Source organism: Mycobacterium sp. NGS45 (assembly GCF_059812645.1).
On sequence record NZ_JCALDB010000010.1, the window covers coordinates 141,529 to 166,522 of the forward strand.

Genomic DNA, 24,994 nt, shown 5'->3' on the forward strand with positions numbered 1-24,994 from the left:
GGCGGCTTTCGATCAAGACGAGCCAACGCCAATGCCAAGACGGCTAATGGTTCTTTGCCGACCCTTGTGGAGGTCGTGCTCTGACGACCGTCTTGACGACAACGCTGACGACAGTTACGAATGCCCCCCTTTCTCCAGGCCGAATTGGTCGTTGCCAGCCTGGTCACGGTTTCTGCCATCTGGGTTCCTGCGCGGGCGTGCAGGTGTGCTGCGTGCCCTACGCGCACAGAGTGTGCAATGAGTGCACGTTTGGCGGCTGTTTCATGTGCCCTACGTGCACACAGTGTGCAATGAGTGCACGCTCGACGGCGGTTTCATGTGCCCTGAGTGCACACAGTGTGCAACGAGTGCACGGTCGCGGGATGTCCCGTGTGCACGGCGCAGCTAGCGCACCGCCGCGGTCACGAAATCGGTGATGGCATCGTGCATCTGCTGCAAACCGGGTTCCTCGATGGGGTAGTGCCCGGCATTGCTGAGTAGTACGGTGCGCACCGGCACCTTGGTGACCCGGTCGAGGACGAGCTGACTCAGTTCGAGCGGGGACCAGCGGTCCTCGGCAGGTTGGGTGAGCAGGATCGGGCAGGCGTCGAAGTCCTCGGGTTCGACGGCCGGCGTGTATTTCAGGTAGCTGTCCAGGAACTTGATGGACACCCAGTTGCCGCCCGAGGTGCGGTCGGAGGTCATCACCTTCAGCGCGCCGGGGTGATTGACCAAGGTGGACATCTTGGACGCCACGGTCATCGGGAAGGGCATCCGCCGGAGCGGTGTCGCGGCGACCGCCCCCATCACGGGCACCCCGACGCGGGAGATGAACTTGTCGTGCGAGGTGTCGTCGCGGACCTTCTGGTGGCGCTGGTCCAGGAAGGTCATGCCGATGATGCCGCGCAGCGTTCCCTTGGGCGCCTTGGCGGCGACGTGATAGGCGAGCATGCCACCTGCGCTGAGGCCGTAGAGGAAGATCGGGCGGTCATCGCGAGCCTGTTCGTGGGCCAGGAACTCGACGACCAGGTCGACCCAGTCGTCGTAGGACGGTGCGGCACCCGGCGCGACTCCGGTCAGGCCGTAGCCGAGGTTGTCCAATGCGACGGTCTCGAAGCCGCGTTGGGCCAACGGTGCACCGACGATCAAACTCATCTGCCGACCATTGGTCCCCACGCCATGGTGCAGCACGATCTTGGCCGGGGCGTCCGGGTTGGCGTAGCGGTCCAGGTGCACCCGATGGCCGCGGTAGGACCAGAATTCCTCGCTCGGCAGCGTGTCAGCGGTCAGCCGGAACCGTTCGGGCAAGAAGGCCTGGAGGTCCTGCCAGGCTTGCTGGTCGCGGTAGAACGCTGCGCTGCGGTTGGCCATGCTCACGACTCCTCGCCGCCAGGTGTGACGTTGCTGGATCAGCTTCCATTATGAGGAGGCGCTGCGTGCGGGCGTGCAGCTACAGGTAGATCCGTTGCGGTCGAAGAATGCATGTGGCTAGCCTGCCAGCGCCTCCTTGATGTCCTTGCGCGAACTGATCCCGAGCTTGCTGTACACCTTGCGCAGATGCCATTCCACGGTGTGCGGGCTCAAGAACAGCTCGGCGCCGATCATCGGGTTGGTCAAGCCGTTGGCCGCCAGACCGGCGATCTGCGCCTCCTGCGGGGTCAGCGTGGTCGACGGGCCGGCCGCGCGGGTGCGTACGTGCTCACCGGTGGCGACGAGTTCGCGGCGGGCGCGCTCGGCGAAGGCCGCCGCACCCATCCGATCGAACATCTGATGCGCGGTGCGCAACTGCTCGCGGGCTGCGGTGCGGCGCCGGGTCCGACGCAGCCACTCACCGAAGAGCAGATGGGTGCGTGCCAGCTCGACGATCACGAGATCGCGGTCGAATTCCTCGATGGCCGCGCGGTACAACGCCTCGGCCTGATCGTCGTCGGCCAGCAGTGCCCGGCTGCGTGCGCTGACCCCACGCGCCCAGCCGGAATCGGCGGGGTCGGTCAGCGCGAGCAAACGCTGCAAAGAAGCGCGGGCCTGGTCGAGTTCACCGCAGCGGGTGGCCGCCTCGATGTGCTCCACCAGCGACAGCCCAGTGAAGTTGTAGCCGTCGTGATCGATACCGGAACGGGCCGCTTCCAGGGCTTGTTGGTAGTGGGCCAGGCCGTTGTACAGCACCCCTTGCACGAACCAGGTGACGCCCAGCAGCGAGACCTCGCCGCGCTCGATGGCGGCGACATGAGCGTCGGCAATCATGTTGGTAGCAGCGACTTCGTCGCCGCGCCAGGCCGCCAGCACCAGCGCGCCGTAGGTGTGCGGGGCGTTTCCGGTGGCGGCGGCGATCGCCTCGGCCTCCTCGAGAGCAGTTGCGGCGGCGTCGAATTCACCGTGATGCAGGTGCACGCCGCCGGCATAGACCAGCGCCAGTGGCAGTGCGCCGAGCGCGCCGATGTCGCGGGCCAACCGGACCGCGCGGGTGGCCAGCGCATCCCACGCCGGCAGGTCCCAACCGTGATGGATGAAGGACTCCAACGCCACCGGCGCCAACAGCAGCCACCGCAGGGTCGCTTCCCGGCCACCGAGCTGCTCTTCGGCGAACGGCTGAAAAGCCTGTCGCAGCAACGGTAGTCCGGTATCCACACCGTCGGCCAGCAGCGCGGACACGCCGTCGAGCAGCAGGTCAGCGGCCGGCGACGACGACGGCGGCGCCCCGGAGGCCCGGGCTGCGATCGCCGCGGCCCGCGCTCCTGACGTGCCGTGCAGACGGCCCGCGAAGACCGTCGCGCTGATGGCCTCCAGGTAGGTTTCCCGCGCCAGCGGGGACTGGGCGGTCGCGAATTGTGCAGCAGCATCCAGCAATAGCGGCGCTGCTTCGTCACTTCGACTGCGGGCGAACAGTATTCTGGCGCGCAACCGGGTCAGCCGGGCCTGGTCCAGCGGCTGCAGCGGGCACACACTGGCCAGCGCGGCCAGTTCGGTGGCGGCTTCGGGTGCCGCCGCTGAGAAGTGCGCTTCGGCGGCGGCCAGCGCTCGAAGCCCTCGTTGCTCGGGATCCGGTGTCAGCTCGGCGGCACGTTTGAGCAGCACCGCCTCGGCGGCCATCCCGCCGCGCTGGCGGGCTCGGCCGGCCGCGCGGTCCAGCCCGGCCGCGACGGCTTCGTCGGGACCTTCGGCGGCCTGCGCGGCGTGCCAGGCCCGTCGGTCCGGATCGAGCACGGCGTCGGTCACCTCGGCCAGCGCTCGGTGCACCGCGCGACGCCGCTGCGGGTCGGCGCCGTAGTAGACCGCAGAACGCACCAGCGGGTGGCGGAACTGTACGAATTCGCCGAACCCGATCAGGCCGACCGACCTGGCCGGTGCAGCATCCGGGGTGACCTGCAGGATCTCGGCTGCCCGGCCGAGCAGGCTGGGATCGCCGACCGGGTCGGCGGCCGCGATCAGCAGCAGCGTCTTGGTGTTGGCCGGCAGTTCCGCCAGCCGCAGCGCGAAGTCGCGCTCCACCCGGCTGGCGACCGGACCGCTCGGGTGTCCGTCCTCGGGTGCCAGGCCGTAGCCCAACTCGGCGGCGCTGCGCCCGCGGTAGAGCTCGAGCAGGGCCAACGGGTTGCCCTGCGTTTCGGCGACCAGCCGCTTGCGCACCCGCTGCTCGAGCCGCCCGTTGACGGCGGCTTCCAACAGTTCGCCGGCCGCCGAGGGGTCCAGGCCACCGATCGTCACGGTGGGCAGCCCGGTCAGAGTGCCCTGGCCTTCCGGGTCGCGCACCGCGAACACCATCGCGATCGGTTCGGCCATCAACCGGCGCGCCACGAACTCCAGTGTTTGCCGGGACACCTGATCCAGCCACTGCGCATCGTCGACGACGACGAGGATCGGCCGCTCTTCGGAGGCGCGGGTGAGCAGGGACAACACCGCGAGGCCGACCAGGAAGCGGTCCGGTGCATCACCGACGGCCAGACCGAACGCCACGTGCAGGGCGTCCCGTTGCGGTTCCGGCAACGCGTCGACGTCGCCCAGGAAGGGCGCACAGAGGTGGTGCAGACCCGCATAGGCGAGTTCCATGTCCGCCTCGACGCCGCGGGTTCTGCTCACCGTCAGGTTGGTGGCATGGGCGACGAGGAAGTCGAGTAGCGCTGATTTGCCGATGCCGGCCTCGCCGCGCAGCACCTGCACGCCGGACTGGCGGTGCCGCAGCGCGTCGAGTACTCCGAGTAACTGCGCGCATTCCGGGTGCCGGCCGACCAGCTCGGGCAGCGGACTGGCACTCATGCGGCGGCTCCTGGCGCGGCGGACAAGGGCGGATGACGAAAACGGTACCGCTTCGGTGGCAAACCGTTTGACCGCCCGGTGCATTGATTCGGCGGCACCGAGGATGACGCGACTCGCCGCCGGGGGTTCTGGGCAGCACCAACTCAGCAGAGGAGAACATCATGGAACTCAACGGTTATCGCGCACTGGTCACCGGCGGCACCGCCGGAATCGGGTTGGCCAGCGCCGCCTTGCTCGCGGGTGCGGGCGCCGACGTCGTGATCGCCGGCCGGGACGCTCAGCGCGGCGACCGGGCCGCCTTCGGGTACGACCGGTTGCGGTTCGTGCAGGCTGACCTCGGCGACCTGGCGTCGCTTCGGGCGTTGGCCGAACAGACCGGCGCGGTGGACATCCTGGTCAACAACGCAGCGAGCTTTCCCGGTGCCCTGACCGTCGACCAGGACGCCACGTCGTTTCAGCGGACCTTCGACATCAACGTGCGGGGCACCTACTTCCTCACCGCCGCAATGGTTCCTGGAATGCTGTCCCGAGGCCGGGGCAGCGTCGTCAACGTCACCTCGATGGTGGCGTTCCGCGGGGTTCCGGCAGCTTCGGTATACAGCGCGACCAAGGCTGCCGTCGAGTCGTTGACCCGCACCTGGGCAGCCGAATTCGGCGGCCAGGGCATTCGGGTCAATTCGGTGGCGCCGGGACCGACCCGGACCGACGGCGTGGACGCCGAATGGGGTGAGACCAACGAGGAGCTGGGGCGATCGCTGCCGCTCGGCCGGACCGCGCAACCCGCCGAGATCGCGCAGGCCGTGCTGTTCTTGGCCTCCCCGCGCTCCAGTTTCATCACCGGGTCGACGTTGCACGTCGACGGCGGCGGGATCGCGATCTGAGTCGGCCGACCACGCAGATCCGCGGAACCACGCAGCCGCCACCACGGACCCGACCACGTACTTCCCAGGGTTCGGCCGGCCCCGCCGACGGCGAATCTGAAGGTGACCGCGTCACCCAGAACCGAACCGGAAGGGAAGTCCGATCATGAGCAGCAACGCAGTGCCCGAGAACCCCAGTGGTGGGGTTGATCCGGCCCGATTCGTGAACGAGGTGTGGCCCCTGATCGACGTGTTGGCCCGGGGCGCTCGCCGACTCACCCACAACGACGCCGACGCCGAGGATCTGCTGCAGGAGACGTTGCTGCGGGCCTACACCGGCTTCGGTTCGTTCCGCGGCGGGACCAACCTGCAGGCCTGGCTGTTCCGGATCATGCGCAACCGGTGGATCAACGATCACCGCTGGCGGCAACGGCGCCCGGCCGAGACGTTGGCCGGCGCGCTCAACGACAACGATTTGGGCGAGCACGGGCTGCAGCGGCGGGTGTCGGCGCGCTCAGCCGAAGCCGCGCTGCTCGATGCGCTGCCCAACGTCCGGGTCAAGGCCGCGCTGTCGGCGTTGCCGGTCGGCTTCGCCGCAGTGTTGTTCTACGTCGCCGTCGAGGGCTACAGCTACGCCGAGACCGCAGCGCTGCTGGACATTCCGATCGGCACGGTGATGTCGCGGATGTCGCGGGCACGCAAGCAGTTGCGTGGCGCTCTGAGCGACGACGAAGCCGCCGCGCCGGCCGATCTGGTGGCGTGAGTCTTCGGGGATGAAGTCGCGCACCGGGCGGTGTTCGAGGAGACGGATCGTTTGTCACTACCGCGCCGTGGCGGCGTACAGGAGGAGAAAAACATGAGCGTGCAAAGCATTTCGGAGATCGAACGGGGTGGGCTCGACGAGCTGGTGCCGTCCCGCTATGTGCAGCAGGTCGGCGACATCGAAGTGTTGGTGATCAGCGACGGCGTGCTGCCGATCACCGCCTCGACGTTGGCCACCAACGTCGACCCGGCCGAACTGGCCGCCTGGTTGGGGGAGAATTACCTGCCGCCAGAGGTGGTGGACTGGCCGCTGAACGTCGTGGTAGTGCGCAGCGGCGAGCAGACCATCCTGGTGGACGCCGGTCTGGGACTGGAGTTTCCGGACTTCCCGCGCGCCGGGCAGACCGTGCAGCGGTTGGCGGCCGCCGGTGTCGATCTCGGGTCGGTGACCGATGTGGTGCTCACCCATCTGCACATGGACCACGTCGGCGGGCTGATCACCGACGGGGTCAAGGAGCGGCTGCGCCCGGATCTGCGGGTGCACCTGGCTGCCGCCGAGGCCGAGTTCTGGGAGACACCGAACTTCGCGCAAACCACGATGCCGCAACCGATCCCGGGTGTGCTGCGCCGGGTGGCCGCACAGTTCCTGGACGAGTACCGCGGCACCCTGCAGCCGTTCGAGACGGAGTACGAGGTGGCTCCGGGGGTGCTGATCTCGCGCACCGGCGGTCACACCCCGGGCCACAGCATCGTGCGGGTGGCCTCCGGTGGTGAAGCGCTCACCTTTGCCGGCGACGCCATCTTCGCACCGGGGTTCGAGAACCCGGAGTGGCACAACGGGTTCGAGCACGATCCGGTGGAGGCAGCCCGGGTCCGGGTGCGGCTGCTGACCGAACTCGCGGCGACCGGTGAATCGTTGGTGGCCACACATCTGCCGTTCCCGTCGGTGTGCAAGGTGGCCACCGCTGGTGATGCGTTCCGGTGCATACCTACCGTGTGGGACTACTGAGTAAGGACCGCCGAGCGTGCAGGTATAGGCAAATCTCCTACTGTCGGGAAATGCATGTACCTGCACGTTCGGCAGGTAGGGGATACAGCGTGCCGCGCTCGGGCGGCGCTGGGCTCACTCTCCGCAGCAGCCGCAACCATCGCCCTGCGGGGAGTCCGTCAAACCCACGGGCGCACAGCAGGTGTCGCCCTGCCAAGCGTTGAGGCCCTCCTTGACCGCGATCGCCGCGATCACCAGACCGGCGATCGGGTCGGCCCAGGCCCAGCCGAACAGGCTGTTGAGCAGCAGGCCGCCGAGCAGCACCGCGGACAGGTAGGTGCACAGCAGCGTCTGTTTGGAGTCGGCGACCGCGGACTGCGATCCGTATTCGCGGCCGGCGCGGCGCTGCAGATAGGACAGTACCGGCATGATCACCAGGCTCAGGGCCGCCACAACGATACCGATGGTGGACGGCTCGGCCGCGCCGGCGCCGAGCAGGGTGCGCAGGGCGTCGACCGTGACGAAGGTGGCCAGTCCGAAGAACGAGAACGCGATGATCCGCAGCGCGATCTTCTCTCGGGCCTCCGGGTCGCGTCCGGTGAACTGCCAGGCCACCGCGGCGGCCGAGGACACCTCGATCACCGAGTCCAGGCCAAAGCCGACCAGCGCGGTGGAGGACACCCGGGCGCCCTCGCCGAGCGCGACGACGGCCTCGACGACGTTGTAGGAGATGGTCGCGGCGACGAAGAATCGGATGCGTCGGGCCAGCAGCGCCCGGCGGGCCCCGGTCGCGGTGGGGGAGGTCATCAGCCGCAGCCGCACACGGCGCCGTCGGGGCCGATGCAGCGGCAGTCCGGGTCAACCGCCAGCACCAGGCCCAGCAGATCGTCGAGCGCGTGGCCGATCCGGGCGTCGGCCAGTTCATAGCGGGTGCGACGCCCCTCCGGGACCGCCAGCACCAAACCGCAACCACGAAGGCAGGCAAGGTGATTGGACAACGTCTGGCGTGACACCCCGATCCGGTCGGCCAGGTCGGCGGGATAACCGGGTGCGGCGTTGAGGTGTAACAGGATTCGGGTGCGGGTCGGGTCGGAGAGCGCGTGCCCGAACCGGGCCAGCGCATCGGTGTGGCTGAGCGTCTGCACCGACTGATAGTACAGCAGATCCTGTATTCAGGGAATCCTGAACTGTGCGTCGCGGTTCACCCGCGACGGTCAGTCCGACCTTCGGCGAACCGGTTGAACGATCGGCGCAGTTCGCCGGTGGCCGTGCACATCACCTGGGTCCGGTTCTCGATGTCGAGAGCGTGCCGCAGGCTGGGCGCATCAATGGTCTGCCACATGGTCTCCTTGGTCATCCACACTGCCAGCGGTGAATGCGCCGCGATCTCTTCGGCTTTCGCCACCGCACGGTCGAGCAACTGCTGGGGCTCCACGACGTCGACGAGCAGACCCATCGACAGCGCCTCCTCGGCGTCGAACACCCGGCCGGTCAACAGCAACTCGGCCGAGCGGGACGCGCCAACCAGGCGCGGCAGGAAGTAGCTCGATCCCATGTCGCAGGCCGAGACGCCGTGCCGGATGAAGACCGCGCCGAAGCTGGCCTGCGGTGTGGCATAACGCAGATCGCAGGCCAGGGCCAGTGAGAAGCCACCGCCGACAGCGGCGCCATTGACCGCGGCGATCACCGGTTGGCGCATCCGGTGGATCTTCTCGAATGCCGAGGCCATCAGTTCCTGGCCGGCGAAGGTGCGGGTGGTCGGGTCGGGATCTGCGACGAGCTGGGCCATCGCGGTGCTGCCCGGGCGGGTGTAGTCGTCGCGGGTCGCCTTCATGTCCGCCCCGGCGCAGAACGAGCTGCCCGCCCCGGTGAGCACCACTACCCGAATATCGTTGCGGCCGTTGATCTCATCGAGGATGGTGTGCAGGTCGGCCAGGGTCTGGGTGTCCAGGGCGTTGCGTCGGTCCGGCCGGTTGAGGGTCACGACCACGATGCCGTTGCGGCGCTCGTCGACGTCGATCGCTGGCATGTGTTCCTCCAGAGTTTCGGCGGTGCGGGTGCAGCTACCTGCATCCTGCCCGAGTACCAGCACCGGCCCGTGTGCCGGTGCCGGCGGTGAGGACGGCCAGGATGGCCGGCAGGGTTCGCCGGGCTCACTCGGTCGTGGCCAGCGCTGAGTTCCTGGCCTGAATTCCGGACCTGTCCATCAGGCACCTGATCCTCAAAGCTGTTGTGCACCAGTGGGATAATTCGTCGTGTCCGAAAGGGAAGCTATTTCTGTTCGGAAATTTCGCGCTTGCATTTACGTCAATTTCACAATTGTTTGTCGTTTAACGGACTACCATCCGGGCAGGGTTTGGGAAATTGCGGTCAATGGGGGAGATATGGGCTGCAGGACACTTCGCGTGACGGGGTGATGGATGTGCGCCTGGTCGCGCATGTCCGTCCCCTCCCGGTGGCGCGACCAGGTGCCTCATCCTGCCCAACGCGGCAAAGCATCGGCAACTCGCCGTCGGGCGATCAGCGTTTGGTCGACTCGGTTTGCCCGTTGCACGGCGGACCCCACATGCCGCGCCCGGCGTCGCGTGCCTCGGCTTCGGCGGCCGCGATCTGCGGGTAACGCTGCACCGGCTGGCGGTTGTAGATGTAGGCACGGGCCATGCCGGCCCGGGCCGCTTCCACCGAGTAGTCCCAGCCGTCGGCCTTGACCAGATATGCCAGCGTGCGCCCGTACCGGTTGTGCAGATCCTGGGTCGGGTCATACTCGATCGCGACCCGCTTCCCGACGAGTTGGCTGCGGGCGAACTCGGTGGCCTCGGGTCCCCAGCACCCCACCGTGTAGCCAGGCTTGCGGGTCTCCGGGGTGTCGATGCCGAGCACCCGGATCCGCAGCCGGCCGCGGACGTCGTCCCGGACGTCGATTGTGTCACCGTCGACCACCTTGAGCACGGTGGCGGTGACGTCGACGGGTGCGGCCGTCGAAGCCGGAGCGCCCAGCAGTCCGACGGTCGCAGTCAGCAGGCTCAGTACGGCGATTGCGACGGATCTCAAGGCCTAAGTCAGCTTTCGCAACCGATTCCGTCGCCGTCGCGGTCCAAGTGCGTGCCGTACTTGTCGCTCGACGACGGGATGTTGGTGTCGCCGGCCGCTCGCGCGGCCGTGCAGTTCTGGTACGGCGCGGCCGCAGCGACCGGCGCGAACAGCAGCCCAACTGCGGCGATGGCGGTGGCAATGGATGCCGAACGAATCATGGCAATGTCCCCAGAAGTACCGAACGAATTGACGGCAGGGTAGGCAAGTGGGGTAGTCAAGGCAAGCGGTTACCTCGGGCGCGGCTGGGTGACGGCTTCGGATTACGGAGTGGTCTCGGATGGCCCGCGCTGGTTTCGAGCAATCTTTGCGGATGCAGAACGGCAATCTGCAGGTCGATGTGGCATGCGGTGTTTGCTCAGGTGAGAGCGGGGGAGACCGCTGCGGTTTCCGTAGTCGACGAAACATAACAGCGGATACTGGGGAAATTTTCAGGTTCTGCCAGGTCCGTGAACTGCACTGATCTCCTGGAATGCCCCCGATGCGGAATCCGTACTGATCTCGACCTGAGATTTTCCTGAGATGTCTTTGCTACAGTCGTGCTCGCTTGCGTGAATTCGGGATCACAAACTGACGGGAGCGCAACAATGATCACTTCGCCCCCACCGCCGACGCCGCCTGGTTTGGGCACGGCTGAGGCGATGGCGGTCACTGCGGCAGCGGTGGCGACGGCGAAGTTGGCTTTCGGCCGCATCCTCGATGGTTTCGGAGACCACGCGGTCGCAGCAGCGCGGGGTCACTGCGACGGACCAGCTCACTCAGGGCGGAGATGATCAAGAATGAGGAGGACGGCGCCGAGTCTCGGGGGAGACAACCTCAGTTGGTGAAACCGTCTTCTCGACTGCCGGGAGGGGACAGCCGAGCAGGCGGTTTCACCACCACCAACCAAAGGGGCGCCCGGGCGTGAAAGTGCGGCATCTGAACTGCGGCACGATGAACGTCCCTGGCGCCCCAATGGTGTGCCATGTGCTGCTGGTGGAAACCGACGCCGGACTCGTGTTGGTGGACACCGGATTCGGCGCTCACGACTGCCAGGCTCCGGGGCCACGCCTCGGCCCCAGCCGCCACCTCCTGCGGCCCGTGCTCCGCCACGGCGAGACCGCCCTGGCCCAGCTGCGCGGCCTAGGGTTCAAGTCCGAAGACGTCCGGCACATCGTGCTGACCCACTTCGACTATGACCACATCGGCGGCCTGGCCGACTTCCCGCACGCCAAGATCCACGTCACCGCCGATGAGGCCCGCGGTGCTGTGCACGCCCCGTCACTGCGAGAACGGCTGCGCTACCGCAGCCCGCAGTGGGCACATGGCCCGCACCTGGTCGAATACGGTCCCGGTGGTGAAGCCTGGCGCGGTTTTCGGGCCGCCCGCCCGCTGGACGAGATCGACGCGGGCATTGTGCTCATCCCGATGCCCGGGCACACCCGTGGGCACGCTGCGGTCGCGGTGGATGCCGGGCACCGTTGGGTGCTGCACGCCGGCGACGCCTTCTACCATCGCTCCAGGCTTATCGGCGGCCGCCAGCCGCTGGCCTGGCAGATCTCCGAAACGGCGATGCCGTTCGATCGAAAGCAGTTGCGCGCCAACCAGGAACGGCTGGCCGAGACGCATCGGCGTGGCGACACCGGCCTGCTGGTGGTCTGCGCGCACGACCCGGTGCTGCTCGACGCAGCACGCGACACCGCCTAGCCGGCTCGGCGATCACCGAAGTCGCTGGGCTGGAAAGTCGCTGAAAAGTCGCTTCGAGCTGAGACACCACTACACCTACTTCGCCGGCGCCCCGTCACCAAGCGCCAGGAATTCTCAACGCAGCACCCACCGACCTGCCATCATATTCCCAACGATCGGGGAACCATGACCAGGCAGGACGACGACAGCTGGGGCGTGGCCGAAAGTGTCGGCGCCACCGCGCTGGGTGCGGCCGCCGTACGGGCCTTCGAAAACGCCGCGCCCACACCGCTGTTCACCGATCCGTACGCACAGTGGTTTCTCGACGCCGCCTCCGAGGCCGGTCCCGCGACCCGTTTCGGCGGGGTGCGCCCCGAGGATTTCCGCGACGTCGATCCGGAACTGGCCGACTTCGTCGCCGCCATGACCAACTTCGCCGCAGCACGCACCAAGTTCTTCGACGACGCCGTCGTCGTCGCGGCTCGCGCCGGGATCCGGCAGTTCGTCTGCCTGGCGGCCGGCCTGGACACTCGGGCCTGGCGCTTGCCGGAGCTGTCGCACGGCCGCGTGTTCGAGATCGACCAGCCCGGCGTACTGGACTTCAAGGCCCGAGTGCTGACCAGCCACGGCGTCGCTCCAGCCACCGGGTACACGGCGGTGCCGATCGATCTGCGCCAGGACTGGCCAAGCGCTCTGCAACACAACGGTTTCCAACCGGCCCAGCCCAGCGACTGGCTGATCGAGGGGCTACTGCCGTACCTGCCGCCGGAAGCCCAAGCCGCGCTGTTCGAACGAATCTGCGCGCTGAGTGCCCCGGGCAGCCAGCTCGTCGTCGACACCTACCGGCCCGAGTTCTACCAACAGGAGGCCACCCAGGCGATGTTCAGCCAGATGGACCGGGCGACCCGCGGCGATGACGACGCCGAACGGATCTACAGCGAGGAGCTGTTCTTCAGCGGTGAGCGCATCGACGTCGTCGACTGGCTCACACAGCGCGGCTGGGGCGCCGAACCGTTGGACGCCGTCGCGGCGATGACCAACCACGGCCGACCCCCGGCGCCCAGCGTCGACCCGGCCACGGTGAGCAGCGACTTCATCGTCGCCCGGCGTATCGACGGATGAGTCAGGCCTGCTCGCTGGGTTTGGCTTCCCGGTTGCGGATGCGCGGGTAGAGCTGCACCACCTCGGCCACCACGCTGGGATTGGCGTGCGCCATCTCGACCAGCGAAACCAGGGTGTTGGCCACGTCGTCGAGCGCCGACATCTGCGCCGGCAGCTGGCCGTGCTCGATCCAGGAGCGGAACAGCTGCGCCAGCAGGTCACGGTCGGCACCGCGCAGGATCTCGGTGTTGTCGGTCGGCCCGATGCCCACCCGCATCACCGAGATCTCGGGATGCTCACTGCGCCAGGAATGCAGGATCTCGTCGAGGGCGGCCTTGCTGGCGTTGTAGGCGGCCACACCGGCGCGTGGGTTGCCCACGTCGTGCGCCGAGGCGACCAGCACCACGCCCTGCTCGGACAGGTGCGGCAGCACCGCGCGCAGCACGTTGTTGGCGCCGATCGCGTTGACCGAGAAGGCATGCACCCAGGTCGCGACGTCGGTGTCCTCGATGTAGGCGATCGGCACCACGGTGCTGGTGAACACCACCGCGTCCAATCCGCCCAGGGCCTCGACCGCCTGATCCACCACGGCGGGGATGCTGCCGGAGTTCTCGACGTCGAGCTCGAAGGCCGTACCGCCGATCTGCTCGGCCAACTCGTTGAGCAACTCGATGCGCCGCGCCGCGACCGCCACCGAGGCGCCGCGCTCGGCGGCCTTGACCGCCACCGCGTGCCCGATCCCCGAGGATGCCCCGACGACGAGGACTCGCAATCCGGCCGCGCTCTGGGCGCTCATCGGAGTGCCTCGCTGCGCGCGGACCGTGCGGGGGAGTTACGCCTCATTGCGGGACTCGCTTTCTCGAACTTGGCTGTTAGGGCATCCTATGTTCGACATCACACCGGCGTGTCGGCGACCCCGATGCGGCGTGTCGGGCGTGCTGGGTGCGGCGCGCTATCAGGGCAACTCGACCTTGCTGGCCAGCCAACGCCCATCGACCTTCTGCAGGGTCATCTTGATCCGGCTGCGGTCGGTCCGCGGTTCGGGTTGCGCAGAGTTGCTGATTGTCTGGTCGACGAACAGCAGAACCACCACCTGCTCCGGAGTGGCCGACTGCACCGCCGAGTCCAGCACCTTGCCTTCGGCGTGGGCCTTGTTGTCGATCAGCAGCTGCCGCAATTGAGCGGAGGAACTGGTGTACATCTCCTTGAATTCACCGGTGGACCCGTCGAGCACCTTCTCCAGGTCTGCGTCGATGTTGTCGGAGTTGATGCTGGTCAGGATGGCTGCGAAGTCGACGGCGGCGGCTTGGGCTTCCTCGCCCGCGCTGGCGGCGTCTTGGGCGGCGCGGGCGGCGTCTTGGGCCACGCTGGCGGTGGCAGCGCGGTCGGCGGCCGAACGCCACTGCAGCGCCGCGAAGCCAGCTCCGGCGAGTGCGGCGACCAGCGGCACGGCCAGCGCCGCGACCGCAATCTGCAGACCGCGTCTGGGGCGTGGTGCAGTATGCGGTGGGGGAGGCAGGCTCGGGTAGGGCTGCTCGACGCGACCGGCGGCGATCAGTGGCGCGCGGACCGGGTGGGCTGGGTAGCTGCCGGGTCCGGTGGGGCCGGCAAACGAGGTGGGTGCGGTGTCGACGGCAGCGCGCAGCGCCTGCGCGAAGCCGCTACAGCTGTCGAATCGGTCACCGGGATCCTTGCTCAACGCCTTGGCCAGTGGTGCGTCGAGCGCGCCCAGGTGTGGATGGGTGTCGGCCAGTCGGGGCGGCGGGGCACTCAGATGCCGGCCGATCACCACCGCAGGATTGGGGTCGCGGAACGGGGCCCGGCCGGTCAGTAGGTGATAGGTGGTGGCAGCCAGCGAGTACTGGTCGGTGCGGCTGCTCAGGGTCTGCCCGGTGAGCTGTTCGGGAGCGGCGTAGTCGACCGTGCCGACCATGAAATTCGTCGCGGTCAGGCCGGCATCGTCGTCGACCTGACGAGCAATTCCGAAGTCAGTCAACAGGACTCGTCGATCCAGTTCGGCGCCCGCATGGGTGATCATGATGTTGCCGGGTTTGATGTCGCGGTGCAGCAGGCCTTGCCGGTGTGCGTAGTCGAGCGCCGACGCGACGGCGGTGACGATCTGCAGGGCCCGATCGACGGGTAGGCCGTGGGGCTGTTGCTTGAGCAGATGCGCGGCGTCCTCGCCGTTGACGTAGTCCATCGCGATCCACAGATGCCCGTCTTGCTCACCGCGGTCCAGTACGCCGACGATGTGTGGGTGCCGCAGCCGGGCGGCCAGATCGGCTTCCCGCAGGAACCGTTCACGAAACTGGGCGTCGGACGACACCGTGTCGGACAGCGTCTTGAGGGCGTCCTGGCGGGGGAGCCGCGGATGCTGGGCCAGGTACACCTCGCCCATCCCGCCGGTGCCGAGCAACCGGACAATGGTGTAGCCCGCGAACTGCTGGCCCCCGTGGAGTTGCATGGAGCGGATCCTATCCGGCTGTGTGCGGCGCACTTCGCGCCTAATTCGGTTGCCCGCCGCCCCTACGCTGGGAAAGTGAACGTCTTCCGCAACCCGCACAACACCGATTGGCACCGCGAGATCGCCGAGCGCAACACGGTGCTGCGCACCCAGGTGGGTTCGGGGCTGCACGGCGTGACGGTCGAGGGCACCGACGACCGCGACGAGATGGGTGTGTGCATCGAGCCGCCGGAGTGCGTGATCGGCCTGGCCCGCTTCGAGCAGTACGTGTTTCGCACCCAACCCGAAGGAGCGCGCTCGGGCGCCGGCGATCTGGACCTGGTGATCTACGGCCTGCGCAAGTGGGCCGCGCTGGCCGCGCACGGCAACCCGACCGTGCTGTTGCTGTTGTTCGCCCCCGCCTCGGAGATCGTCGAAATCTCCTGGCCGGGAGCAGAATTGCAGGCGAGCGCTGAGCTGTTCCTGTCCCGCGATGCCGGCCGCAGGTTCATCGGGTACCTGGACGCGCAGCGCGAACAACTGCTCGGGTTGCGTTCGGGAAGCACCAATCGTCCAGAACTGGTGGACAAGTACGGATTCGACTCGAAGTTCGCCTATCACGCGATCCGGCTGGGTCTGCAAGGTGCCGAGTTGATGACGACCGGGCGGATCACGTTGCCGATGCCCGAACCGTCGCGCAGCTGGCTGCGCGGGCTGCGAGTCGGTGAGGTCGACCGCGCCACCATGCTCGAGCGGCTCGACGATGTGCGCGCCGATCTGGTCGCGGCCACCGAGATCGCGGACCTGCCCGAGCGGCCCGACTACGACCAGGTCAACGACTGGCTGGTGAGCATCTACACCCAGTGGTGGGACGGGCGGCGCTGACCCGGACCTGCTGACGTCATCGTCGCACGGACCTGCTGACGTCGTTGCACCCGGACCGCTGACGTCGTCGTCGCACGGACCGTTGACGTCATCGCACACGCGGGGCGTCGTCATCGCACCCGAAACCTGCCCGTTTTACCCGCACGCACCTCCGCAGTACGCTATCGTACTGTCAAACGTACGCACTGGTTCTAAGTCGGAGGCGCAGTGGACACCACCTTGGTTCGGGAGAGCCCATTTCTGACCGGGCATCACAAGCCCAACCGGATGGAGGTCACCGCACCTGACCTGGAGATCCGCGGTGAGCTGCCGGACGACCTGGCCGGGGTGTTCTACCGCAACGGTTCCGAGCCGCTGTACGCGCCGACCGACGAGGACTACCACTGGTTCGACGGCGACGGCATGGTCTACGGCTTCTTCATCGAGGACGGCCGCGTCTCGATGCGCAACCGCTGGGTGCGCACCGACAAGTTCCTGCTCGAGCAGGGCCACGGCCGCCGACTGTTCGGGGTGCTGGGCAACCCGATGACCACCGACCCGCTGGCCCACGGCACCCGCTACAACACCGCCAACACCAACGTGATCATCCACGGCGGCAAGCTGTTGGCCCTGATGGAGGGCGCACCGGCCGTCGCGCTGGATCCGCGCACCCTGGACACCTACGGCGAAGAGACCTACGGCGGGCTGATCACCACCACCTTCTCGGCGCACCCCAAGGTCGACTACGCCACCGGCGAACTGATCAACATCGGCAACGCGGTGCACGGCCTGGGCGGCGAGGCGGTGATCCGCTACGACGTCATCGACTTCAACGGCCAACCCGTGCACACCGAGTTCATCCCGGTGCCGCACATGACCATGCTGCACACCTTCTTCGTCACCGAGAACTGGGTGATCTTCCCGGTGATGCCGTTGGAACTGAGCCTGCAACGCGCCATGCAGGGCGGGCCGATGACGGCCTGGGTGCCGGACCGGCCGTCCAAGCTGGGCCTGATGCCGCGCCGCGGCACCGCGGCCGACGTGCGCTGGATCGAGGTGGAACCGCGCCACATGCTGCACGAGGCCAACGTCTGGGAGCAGGACGGCAAGATCATCGCCGACGTCGCCGCGGCCGAGGGCACCGCGCTGTTCCCCGACATCCACGGCAACCGGGCCAGCCACGCCGAAACCCAACAAAGCTTGCGGCGCTGGACGATTGACCCGCAGGCCCCGGCGAGCACGCTCAACGAGGAGATCATCAACGACCGCGACATTCAGTTCCCGCGTCCCGATGACCGGCTGATGGCCCGGGCCAGCCGGCACGCGTTCGCCAACAGCAACCTGCACTCGGCCGACGGTCGGGTCGAGGGCATGGACTCCGCGCTGCGGATCGACACCCTGACCGGAGCCGAGGACCTGTATCACTTCGGGGCCGGCACCGCGGTCGGTGAGCTGATCTTCGCGCCCCGGGTGGGCAGCACCGACGAGGGCGACGGCTACGCGATCACGCTGGTTCATCAGGCCGGTAACCCGGAGAGTGAATTGGTAGTGTTCGACGCGAATAACATCGCGGATGGACCGCTGGCCCGCGCGATCATCCCGTTCCGGGTGCCCAGCGGCTTCCACTGCAGCTACTACAGCGCCGACGGTCCGCTCTACCGGCAGGCATTCGGCAACGGATAGGCGGTGCTCGTGGAGGCGGTCAGTTCGACACTGCAGTCCCGGCACGCCACCGAGGCGCGCCGGGAACTCGAGATCCTCGACGCGGTGCTCGACATGCTCGCTGAGAGTGGTTACGAGGGCCTGAGTCTGGACGCGCTGGCCCGCCGGGTGCGGGCCAGCAAGGCCACCTTGTACGGCCGCTGGGGCGGCAAGAAGTCCTTGGTGCTGCAGGCCGTGCGGCACGCGGTGAACCCGGTCGACGACGTCGACACCGGGGACCTGCGGGCCGACCTGGTGGCGATCGGCCGCGCCGTGGACCACTCCAAGGCGCGCTCAGCCGGGCTGATGCTGGCGATCGGGCATACCGCCACCGTGGACCCGGAGTTCGCCGCCTCGGTGCAGCAGAACCTGGGCTCGCCGGTGCTCACCGCCACCCGCCGGGCAATCACCGCAGCCGTCGAACGTGGCGAATTACGGCCTGCAGCTTTGACATTGACCTACATCGCCGATGTGCTGCCATCGCTGGCATTGGGTCGGCGGGTGTTCGGGGTCAGCGAGACCGTCGACGTCGAGGAGATCGTCGACACGATCGTGCTGCCGGCGCTGCGCAACGCCTGAGTCGCCGCTGCGGGCGGGGCGGGTCAGGCGAAGGCGTGCCGCGGCAGGGTGGTCGGCAGGTCCAGCGAGCTCAGCAGGCCGGCCGGCGCAGCCACCACGTAGGGGATCGCGTTGACCACCCGCATGGCGGTCGCGGCCATCGCGGCGTGCCCGGCGCCGTGCCCCTCGGCCGCGCCGACATTCATCGCGCAGTGGATGTCCGGGTCGCCCTCGATGTCGACCCGGTAGGTGGCGTCGTAGTCAGAGGTCGGCCAGTCCGGTGCGACGTCGCGCGCCATCCGGATGATGTGCTCTACGACGATGGCGTCGCGGCCATTGACCACACCGACGGCACGGGTCCTGACTGCGCCGCAGGTGCCGGCCTCGATGGTGCCGAACGCGACCTCGATGTCACGGTCGGTCAGCCGACGATCCAGGCTGCCGCGAACCTCCTCGATCTCGACTTTCAACGCGGCGGCCGTCAGGTGAATCGGTGCCCGCCAGGCCATTTCGATGAACCCGGGTTGTTGCAGCCAGGGCTCGAAGTCGAGCGGACGGCCGAAACCCATGCCGTCCATCATCACGTCGGCCACCGGGTAGTGGTCGTTGAGCGAGATCTCGCTGACGGTCAGGGTCTTGATCGTCTTCGATTGGGTGGACAGCAGCAGCGCCAGTTGGTCCGAGGCGAAGCCGGGGAAGATGCCCGAGGTGTACAGCGAAGCGTTGCCCTGTTCGGCTGCTGCGCTGAGTTCCTCGCGCCACTGCGGCGAGTAGTAGGCCGGCGGATAGATCAACGTGGTCGACGAGGTGGTGACGACGTTGATTCCCGCTGCCAGCAGCTTGATGTAGTCCGGGACGGCCGCGGCGTCGCGTTCCGGGCCGCTGGCGGCGTACACCACGCAATCGGGCTTGAGTGCGATCAACGCGTCCGCGTCGTTGGTGGCCGCGACGCCGATGGCTTGGCCGCCGGCCAACTCGCCGGCGTCCTTGCCGACCTTCTCAGGTGAATGCACCCACACGCCCACCAGCTCGAGATCCGGCCGGGTCCGGATCGCGTCGATGGCGACCGAGCCGACCCCGCCGGTGGACCACACCACGGTGCGCAAAGGGGCTGTCATCAATCCTCCTGCGGGTCAGACGCGTTCGGCCGCGGTTGCGGCACGCTCGAGATAGGGCCAGGCCAGATCCGGTGGCAGTCCGCCGCACAGCGGTAGCAGCGGCAGTGGTTTGCCGCTGCGGACGTAGTCGGTGGCCTCGGCGCTGGTGAAGATCCGGTAGGGCCCCGCGGTTCGGCGCAGCTCGTCGACGCTGCTGACCCGGGTGATGCTGGCCACCGAGTCGTCGCCGTGCCGGTAAGCGGCCGCAGTCATGGCGTCGTGCAGCAGGTAGCGGCCGAGTTCCTGCCAGGCGTCGTCGACGTCGTCGGCGACGAACACCGCGGTCGGCGTGCCCGCGGTGGGGAACTGCATCATTCCCGGCTCGAAACCGTGTGCCCGGCAATCGGTTTCGTAGAGTTCCCGAAGCTCGGGGGAGGCCACCTGGGAGATGAACCCCAGGCCATTGCGTGCGGCCCGGCGCGCTGCGGCCTTGCTGCCGCCGGCGATCAACAGGTACGGACCGCCCGGCGCGGTCGGTGCCGGGGTGACGTGGATGGGTCGGCCGTCGTGTTCGATGGGCCGGCCTTGCAGCAGCTTTCGCAGCAACGCGAGGTGTTGGTCGGCGCGACGGCCGCGGTCTCGGGGCTCGATGCCGAAGTGCTCGTACTCCTCGTCGCGGTGCCCGATGCCGAAGGCATAGGACACCCGACCCTTACTGATGATGTCGAGCACGCTGATCTGTTCGGCCAGTCGGACCGGATCCCAGAACGTGATCGGCACCGCGGCCAGCATGATCGCCAGCTGGCGGGTGCGCGCGGCGATCGCCGAGGCCAGGATCAACGGCGCCGGCAGGTGGCCGTCCTCGGTGCCGTGGTGCTCGGACAGGATGGTCAGCACGGCGCCGCGGCTCTCGGCCCAGGCGCACATCTCGATCGCGGCGGCGTACAGGTTGACCGTGGGTGCTGAACCGTGCGGTGCGCGCATGTCGAAGCGGAGCGTGAACATCAACGTCGCTTCGCGGCTGCGGAGGTCACGTCGGACGACTCTACCCTAATGTTTGTTCCTCCATAGTGGCCAGCGCGGCTGGCAGCGGCTTTCGCCCGTGGAGACCCGCCGCGTGCAGGATCAAACCTTAGGTTGCCTCCCCGGGATGTGGCTCGCGCCGACAGCCCCCGAAGTGTGCATTTGTGACACCGCTGGGCGGCGGCATTTGTAATGTGCACATGCCGGCGCTGAGCGGTGCCATAAATGCACGGTTACTGCTCCAAATAGGCCACGATCGCGTTGGTCAACCCGCGTCGGGCCTCATCGAGGTCATAGAACGAGCCGAGTTGGCGCTCGGAGACGATGCCGCGCATCGCGCCCGGAATGAAGCTGGCCACCTCACGCACCCGGTCCGGGTCGACATCGAGATCGGCAAAAGCCTTCTGGCAAGCGCTGATCCACGCGGTACCCCAGGACGACAGCTCCGCGGCGGTGCGGGGAAAGCTGCGCTGCAGTTCGGCCGGGTCGCTGGGTAGTGCGGCGCGCAGGTTCTCGATGGCGCGGGAATGCGTCGAGGTCAGGCCGTCGTAGAGCAGGTCGATGATGGCGCCCACTCGCTGCGGGAGTGGCGCCGACGTGTCGGTGAGCAACGGCAACTCGCCACGCACCTCGGCGGTGCGATGCAGCACGGCAGCCCAGAAGCCGTCGACATCGCCGAACTGGTACTTGACCGCACCCCAGGTGGCGCCGGCGTCCTTGGCGATCCGGCTGGCCGAAACCGCCCCGGGCTCCCCGGAAGCCAAGGCCCGGATGGCGGATTCGAGCATGTTCTCCCGGGTCGCCAAGCCGCGCTTGTTACTGCGGCGGACTGGGTTGCCCGGCGAGGTCATGCTGCGATGGTAGCGAGCGCGCGACTTTTTCACAGTGCCCTCTATTATTTTGCGACTGGGCGCTCTACCATCGGGGAGTCCGCGCCTACGCAGGAGTGATCCGTTGGCCAAGCCCCCGCTGTCCATGCAGCCGACCGGTTGGTTCCAGGTCGCGTGGTCAGATGAGATCGGCGTCGGCGATGTGCACCGGATGACCTACTTCGGGACCGAGATGATCGCCTGGCGCGCGCAGTCGGGGCGGCTGACCGTGATGGACGCCTACTGCGAACACCTGGGCGCGCACCTGGGTCATGGCGGGCACGTCGAGGGCGAGGTGATCGAGTGCCCGTTCCACGGTTGGCAATGGGACCACGACGGCCGCAACGTCTGCATTCCCTACGAGAGTCGGCCCAACCGCGGCCGCCGGATGCGCACCTACCCGGTCACCGAATGCAATGACTCGGTGTACATCTGGCATGACATCGACGGCCGGCCGCCGCACTTCGAGGTGCCCGATGTGTTCGCCAGCTTCGGCGACGCCGGCGGTGCGGCCAACTATTACCCGCAGCAGCGCATGTTCCGGGCGAGTCTGGAGTTGCACCCGCAGTACGTGCTGGAAAACGGAGTGGATTTCGCGCACTTCAAGTTCGTGCACAAGACCCCGATCATCCCGGTGTTCACCCGGCACGACTTCGATGCACCGGTGTCCTTCGTCGACTTCACCATCACCTTCGAAGGCGATGACGGGCAACGCATCGAGGACGTCAACAGCGGTGTCGAGGCGATCAACGGCGGCCTGGGCGTCGCGGTGACCAAGAGTTGGGGGATGGTCGACAACCGCACCATCTCGGCGATCACCCCGGTCGACGACCGCACCTCCGATGTCCGGTTCATGGTGTACATCGGCCGGGTGCCCGGCAAGGACACCGAGCGGGCCCGGGTCAAGGCCGAAGAGTTCGGCGCCGAAGTGATCCGGCAGTTCGAGCAGGACGTGCACATCTGGTCGCACCAGCGCTACGCCGACCCGCCGGCGCTGTCCGGTTCGGAGTTCGCGGGCTTCACTGCAATCCGCAACTGGGCCAAGCAGTTCTATCCAGACGGTATCGGCGGGAGCGCCGCCGAGGTCTACGCCGCCAGAAAGGGTGACACGTCATGACTGCCTCCTCCGCCGCCGGTGCGCCGGTCCGGGTCTTCCAGGTGGCCACCGGCAACGTCGGCACCGAGATGATCCGGCGCTTTGGCGCCCAGTCCGACCTGGAACTGGTTGGTGTGCACTGCTATTCGGCGGACAAGATCGGCAAGGACGCCGGCGAGCTGGCTGGGATCGAGCCGATCGGGGTCACCGCGACCGGCAGCATCGAGGAGATCATCGCGGCCAAGCCGGATGTGCTGACCTTCCACGGGGTGTTCCCCGACGAGGACCTGTACGTCAAGGTGCTCGAAGCCGGCATCAACGTGGTCACCACCGCGGACTGGATCACCGGCTGGCATCGCGACACCAACCATCCGCACCCGTCCGGGCGTCCGGTCAGCGAACTGCTGGCCGCGGCCTGCGAGCGCGGCGGATCGACCTTCTACGGCACCGGGATGAATCCGGGCGTCAATCAGATTCTGGGCGTGGTGTGTTCGGCTGACGTCGCCGAGATCGAGAACGTCACCACCATCGAATCCGTCGACGTGTCGTGTCACCACTCACGGGACACCTGGATCGAGGTCGGCTACGGCCTACCGGTCGACGACCCGAGCATCCCGGGCAAGCTGGAGAAGTACACCCGGGTGTTCGCCGACAGCGTGCTGATGATGGCCGACTGCTTCGACCTCGAACTCGACGAGGTGGTGTTCTCCGCCGAACTGGGCGCCTGCACCCGCGACGTCGACTTGGGCTGGTACACGCTGCCCAAGGGATCGTTGGGTGGCAACTACATTCGCTATCAGGGCATGGTCGACGGGGTGCCTCGGGTGGAAACCCACCTGGAGTGGCAGATGACGCCGCACACCGACCCGAGCTGGAAGGTCAAGGGCTGCTACATCACCCAGATCAAGGGTGACCCGTGTGTGTACAACAAGCACATGATCTTCCCGAAACCCGGTGTGAACCTGTCGGACCCGACTTCGTTCGCCTCGATCGGGATGACCGTCACCGGGATGCCGGCGCTGCACGCGATCAAGTCCGTGGTGGCCGCCCCGCCCGGACTGCTCACCAGCGCCGACCTGCCGCTGCGCGGGTTCGCCGGGCGGTTCAAGCTCTAACCGCTCAGGCCCAGCCCGTCCAGCTTGCCGGCCAGTCGCTCGACGTAGACCGCGACGTCGTCGGGGCTCTTGTCAGGTAAGCCGAACAGCACCTCGGTGACCCCGATGTCGCGCCAGCGGGCCAACTTGTCCGGGTCGGGTCTGAAGTCCAGCGCCACGATGGTCGGGGCGCCGTCGCGATCGTGGGCGGCCCAGGTGTCCTGTAGGCGCTTGACCGGTTCGTCGATGTCGAAGTCCCGCGGCGTGGTGATCCAGCCGTCCGCGGACTTGGCGATCCAGGTGAAGTTCTTGTCCGTGCCGGCCGCGCCGACCAGCACCGGGATGTGCGCCTGGATCGGCTTGGGCCAGGCCCACGACGGTCCGAAGTCGACGAACTCACCGTGGAACTCGGCTTCCTCCTCGGTCCACAACGCCTTCATGGCCTGCAGGTACTCCCGCAGCATGGTCCGACGCCGGCCCGGGGGCACCTTGTGGTCAGCCAATTCATCGGTGTTCCAACCGAATCCGACGCCGAGCTGCACGCGTCCGCCGGACAGGTGGTCCAGCGTCGCGATGGTCTTGGCCAGCGAGATCGGGTCGTGCTCGACCGGCAGTGCCACCGCGGTGGACAGCCGCACCCGGCTGGTGACCGCGGCGGCGGTGGCCAGCGATACCCACGGATCCAGGGTGCGCATGTAGCGGTCGTCGGGCAGCGTCTCGTCGCCAGTGGTCGGGTGGGCGGCTTCGCGCTTGACCGGGATGTGGGTGTGCTCGGGCACGTAGAAGGTGGCAAAGCCGTGCTGGTCGGCCAACTGGGCGGCAGCCGCGGGTGCGATGCCGCGGTCACTGGTGAACAGCACGAGGCCAAAATCCATGTCAGGCATCCGATCTGGTCGAGGTGGACAGAATCAAGTCGACGGCGTCATCGAGTTGGCCGGCGATCTGGTCGAACGACGAGAACCGCGCGGTCATCAACGCGCCCGCGAAAGTCATCATCAGCGTGGTGGCGACCTGCGGTGGCCAGCCCGGGCCCAGCGCAGCCCGGATCCGGTGCATCAGCTCGTTGCCGATCTCGGTGGTGATCGGCTGCACGGCCGGGTCGTCGGCCATCAACGCGGTGCCGCACGCAGCTGTCAGTTCGGGCTCGTTGGCGGCCAGCAGCGCCATGTCCCGCAGCGTTGCGCTGACGCGCTCGCCGGTGCCTTGGTTGACGTCGGTGCGCATCGGGGTCCCGCGCAGCAGGCCCAGGTACACCGCGCCCACCAGGGCGCTCTTGGACGGGAAGTAGGTGTAGGCGCTGGCCGCCGACACCCCGGCACGCGCAGCAACGGTGCGCATCGAAATAGACGAGTACGACGACGTGCGCAGTTCGGCCAGGCCGGCGTCGAGCAGCTTGCCGATGGTGCGGGCAGGCCGACGATCCGGCTTACGGCTCTTGCCGGGCGCGGACTCCGCGTCGACCGCCACATCTCTGGACACTCGTCCAGAATAGTTGGTGCAGGGGGAGGCGGGCAACGGGGGGTCCGTTGGGCGGGTCGGCGTCGGGTCGG

At 67.7% G+C, this 24,994-nt stretch carries 24 protein-coding genes; 10 read left to right on the forward strand and 14 right to left on the reverse strand.

The window, feature by feature from the left end; all coding sequences use genetic code 11:
• Positions 1–384: 384 nt before the first annotated feature.
• Entirely contained in the window at positions 385–1,350 is a 966-nt protein-coding gene (locus AC5Y3P_RS11565) for an alpha/beta hydrolase (protein WP_500046031.1), read from the reverse strand.
• 117 nt (positions 1,351–1,467) lie between these two features.
• Entirely contained in the window at positions 1,468–4,233 is a 2,766-nt protein-coding gene (locus AC5Y3P_RS11570; protein ID WP_500046032.1) for a helix-turn-helix transcriptional regulator, read from the reverse strand.
• Between the two features lie 161 nt (positions 4,234–4,394).
• Here AC5Y3P_RS11570 and AC5Y3P_RS11575 point away from each other — a divergent pair, with 161 nt between their 5' ends.
• The 3 genes from AC5Y3P_RS11575 to AC5Y3P_RS11585 all read left to right on the forward strand — a co-directional run bounded on the left by AC5Y3P_RS11575 (position 4,395) and on the right by AC5Y3P_RS11585 (position 6,864).
• Complete coding sequence (locus tag AC5Y3P_RS11575) at positions 4,395–5,114, forward strand: SDR family NAD(P)-dependent oxidoreductase (protein ID WP_500046033.1); 720 nt, start codon at positions 4,395–4,397, stop codon at positions 5,112–5,114.
• Positions 5,115–5,259: 145 nt separating this feature from the next.
• Positions 5,260–5,856, forward strand: coding sequence for a sigma-70 family RNA polymerase sigma factor (locus AC5Y3P_RS11580; protein WP_500046034.1), 597 nt, complete (start codon positions 5,260–5,262; stop codon positions 5,854–5,856).
• 93 nt (positions 5,857–5,949) lie between these two features.
• Positions 5,950–6,864, forward strand: a complete 915-nt coding sequence (locus AC5Y3P_RS11585) for an MBL fold metallo-hydrolase (protein WP_500046035.1) — start codon at positions 5,950–5,952, stop codon at positions 6,862–6,864.
• A gap of 114 nt (positions 6,865–6,978) precedes the next feature.
• Here AC5Y3P_RS11585 and AC5Y3P_RS11590 read toward each other — a convergent pair whose 3' ends face one another.
• From AC5Y3P_RS11590 to AC5Y3P_RS11610, 5 genes are all read right to left on the reverse strand, one after another.
• Positions 6,979–7,650, reverse strand: coding sequence for a cation efflux transmembrane domain-containing protein (locus AC5Y3P_RS11590; RefSeq protein ID WP_500046036.1), 672 nt, complete (start codon positions 7,648–7,650; stop codon positions 6,979–6,981).
• Positions 7,650–7,988, reverse strand: a complete 339-nt coding sequence (locus tag AC5Y3P_RS11595) for an ArsR/SmtB family transcription factor (protein WP_500046037.1) — start codon at positions 7,986–7,988, stop codon at positions 7,650–7,652. Before AC5Y3P_RS11595 ends, AC5Y3P_RS11590 begins: the two co-directional genes overlap by 1 nt.
• 56 nt (positions 7,989–8,044) lie before the next feature.
• A complete protein-coding gene (locus AC5Y3P_RS11600) occupies positions 8,045–8,872 on the reverse strand; it encodes an enoyl-CoA hydratase/isomerase family protein (protein ID WP_500046038.1) in 828 nt (275 codons plus the stop codon).
• Positions 8,873–9,363: 491 nt separating this feature from the next.
• Positions 9,364–9,894: a thermonuclease family protein gene (locus AC5Y3P_RS11605; RefSeq protein ID WP_500046039.1), complete on the reverse strand. Its 531-nt coding sequence runs from the start codon at positions 9,892–9,894 to the stop codon at positions 9,364–9,366.
• A gap of 8 nt (positions 9,895–9,902) precedes the next feature.
• Entirely contained in the window at positions 9,903–10,094 is a 192-nt protein-coding gene (locus AC5Y3P_RS11610) for an excalibur calcium-binding domain-containing protein (RefSeq protein WP_500046040.1), read from the reverse strand.
• A gap of 742 nt (positions 10,095–10,836) precedes the next feature.
• On the opposite strand from AC5Y3P_RS11610, the gene AC5Y3P_RS11615 reads away from it, so the two are divergent.
• Together AC5Y3P_RS11615 and AC5Y3P_RS11620 are read left to right on the forward strand one after the other, a co-directional pair.
• A complete protein-coding gene (locus tag AC5Y3P_RS11615) occupies positions 10,837–11,619 on the forward strand; it encodes an MBL fold metallo-hydrolase (protein WP_500046041.1) in 783 nt (260 codons plus the stop codon).
• Between the two features lie 165 nt (positions 11,620–11,784).
• Positions 11,785–12,720, forward strand: a complete 936-nt coding sequence (locus AC5Y3P_RS11620) for an SAM-dependent methyltransferase (protein ID WP_500046042.1) — start codon at positions 11,785–11,787, stop codon at positions 12,718–12,720.
• Between the two features lies 1 nt (position 12,721).
• Here the strand turns inward: AC5Y3P_RS11620 and AC5Y3P_RS11625 are convergent, their stop codons facing one another.
• The gene (locus AC5Y3P_RS11625; protein WP_500046043.1) at positions 12,722–13,495 is read right to left on the reverse strand and encodes an SDR family oxidoreductase; all 774 of its coding nucleotides are present in this window, start codon (positions 13,493–13,495) and stop codon (positions 12,722–12,724) included.
• Positions 13,496–13,654: 159 nt separating this feature from the next.
• Complete coding sequence (locus tag AC5Y3P_RS11630) at positions 13,655–15,163, reverse strand: serine/threonine-protein kinase (protein ID WP_500046044.1); 1,509 nt, start codon at positions 15,161–15,163, stop codon at positions 13,655–13,657.
• A gap of 75 nt (positions 15,164–15,238) precedes the next feature.
• On the opposite strand from AC5Y3P_RS11630, the gene AC5Y3P_RS11635 reads away from it, so the two are divergent.
• From AC5Y3P_RS11635 to AC5Y3P_RS11645, 3 genes are all read left to right on the forward strand, one after another.
• Entirely contained in the window at positions 15,239–16,027 is a 789-nt protein-coding gene (locus tag AC5Y3P_RS11635; RefSeq protein ID WP_500046045.1) for a DNA polymerase beta superfamily protein, read from the forward strand.
• Positions 16,028–16,234: 207 nt separating this feature from the next.
• Complete coding sequence (locus AC5Y3P_RS11640) at positions 16,235–17,689, forward strand: carotenoid oxygenase family protein (RefSeq protein WP_500046046.1); 1,455 nt, start codon at positions 16,235–16,237, stop codon at positions 17,687–17,689.
• A gap of 3 nt (positions 17,690–17,692) precedes the next feature.
• Complete coding sequence (locus AC5Y3P_RS11645) at positions 17,693–18,286, forward strand: TetR/AcrR family transcriptional regulator (protein WP_500046047.1); 594 nt, start codon at positions 17,693–17,695, stop codon at positions 18,284–18,286.
• Between the two features lie 23 nt (positions 18,287–18,309).
• Here AC5Y3P_RS11645 and AC5Y3P_RS11650 read toward each other — a convergent pair whose 3' ends face one another.
• From AC5Y3P_RS11650 to AC5Y3P_RS11660, 3 genes are all read right to left on the reverse strand, one after another.
• Entirely contained in the window at positions 18,310–19,383 is a 1,074-nt protein-coding gene (locus AC5Y3P_RS11650; protein ID WP_500046048.1) for an NAD(P)H-dependent amine dehydrogenase family protein, read from the reverse strand.
• 15 nt (positions 19,384–19,398) lie between these two features.
• On the reverse strand, positions 19,399–20,367 hold the full coding sequence (locus AC5Y3P_RS11655; protein ID WP_500046049.1) for an LLM class flavin-dependent oxidoreductase: 969 nt from the start codon (positions 20,365–20,367) through the stop codon (positions 19,399–19,401).
• A gap of 251 nt (positions 20,368–20,618) precedes the next feature.
• Positions 20,619–21,236: a TetR/AcrR family transcriptional regulator gene (locus AC5Y3P_RS11660; protein ID WP_500046050.1), complete on the reverse strand. Its 618-nt coding sequence runs from the start codon at positions 21,234–21,236 to the stop codon at positions 20,619–20,621.
• A gap of 103 nt (positions 21,237–21,339) precedes the next feature.
• On the opposite strand from AC5Y3P_RS11660, the gene AC5Y3P_RS11665 reads away from it, so the two are divergent.
• Together AC5Y3P_RS11665 and AC5Y3P_RS11670 are read left to right on the forward strand one after the other, a co-directional pair.
• Positions 21,340–22,371: a Rieske 2Fe-2S domain-containing protein gene (locus tag AC5Y3P_RS11665; protein WP_500046051.1), complete on the forward strand. Its 1,032-nt coding sequence runs from the start codon at positions 21,340–21,342 to the stop codon at positions 22,369–22,371.
• Entirely contained in the window at positions 22,368–23,465 is a 1,098-nt protein-coding gene (locus tag AC5Y3P_RS11670; protein ID WP_500046052.1) for an NAD(P)H-dependent amine dehydrogenase family protein, read from the forward strand. The genes AC5Y3P_RS11665 and AC5Y3P_RS11670 overlap by 4 nt, the downstream gene beginning before the upstream one ends.
• Here AC5Y3P_RS11670 and AC5Y3P_RS11675 read toward each other — a convergent pair.
• Entirely contained in the window at positions 23,462–24,319 is an 858-nt protein-coding gene (locus tag AC5Y3P_RS11675) for an LLM class F420-dependent oxidoreductase (RefSeq protein ID WP_500046053.1), read from the reverse strand. The genes AC5Y3P_RS11670 and AC5Y3P_RS11675 overlap by 4 nt on opposite strands.
• 1 nt (position 24,320) lies before the next feature.
• Entirely contained in the window at positions 24,321–24,923 is a 603-nt protein-coding gene (locus AC5Y3P_RS11680; protein ID WP_500046054.1) for a TetR/AcrR family transcriptional regulator, read from the reverse strand.
• Positions 24,924–24,994: the final 71 nt, after the last annotated feature.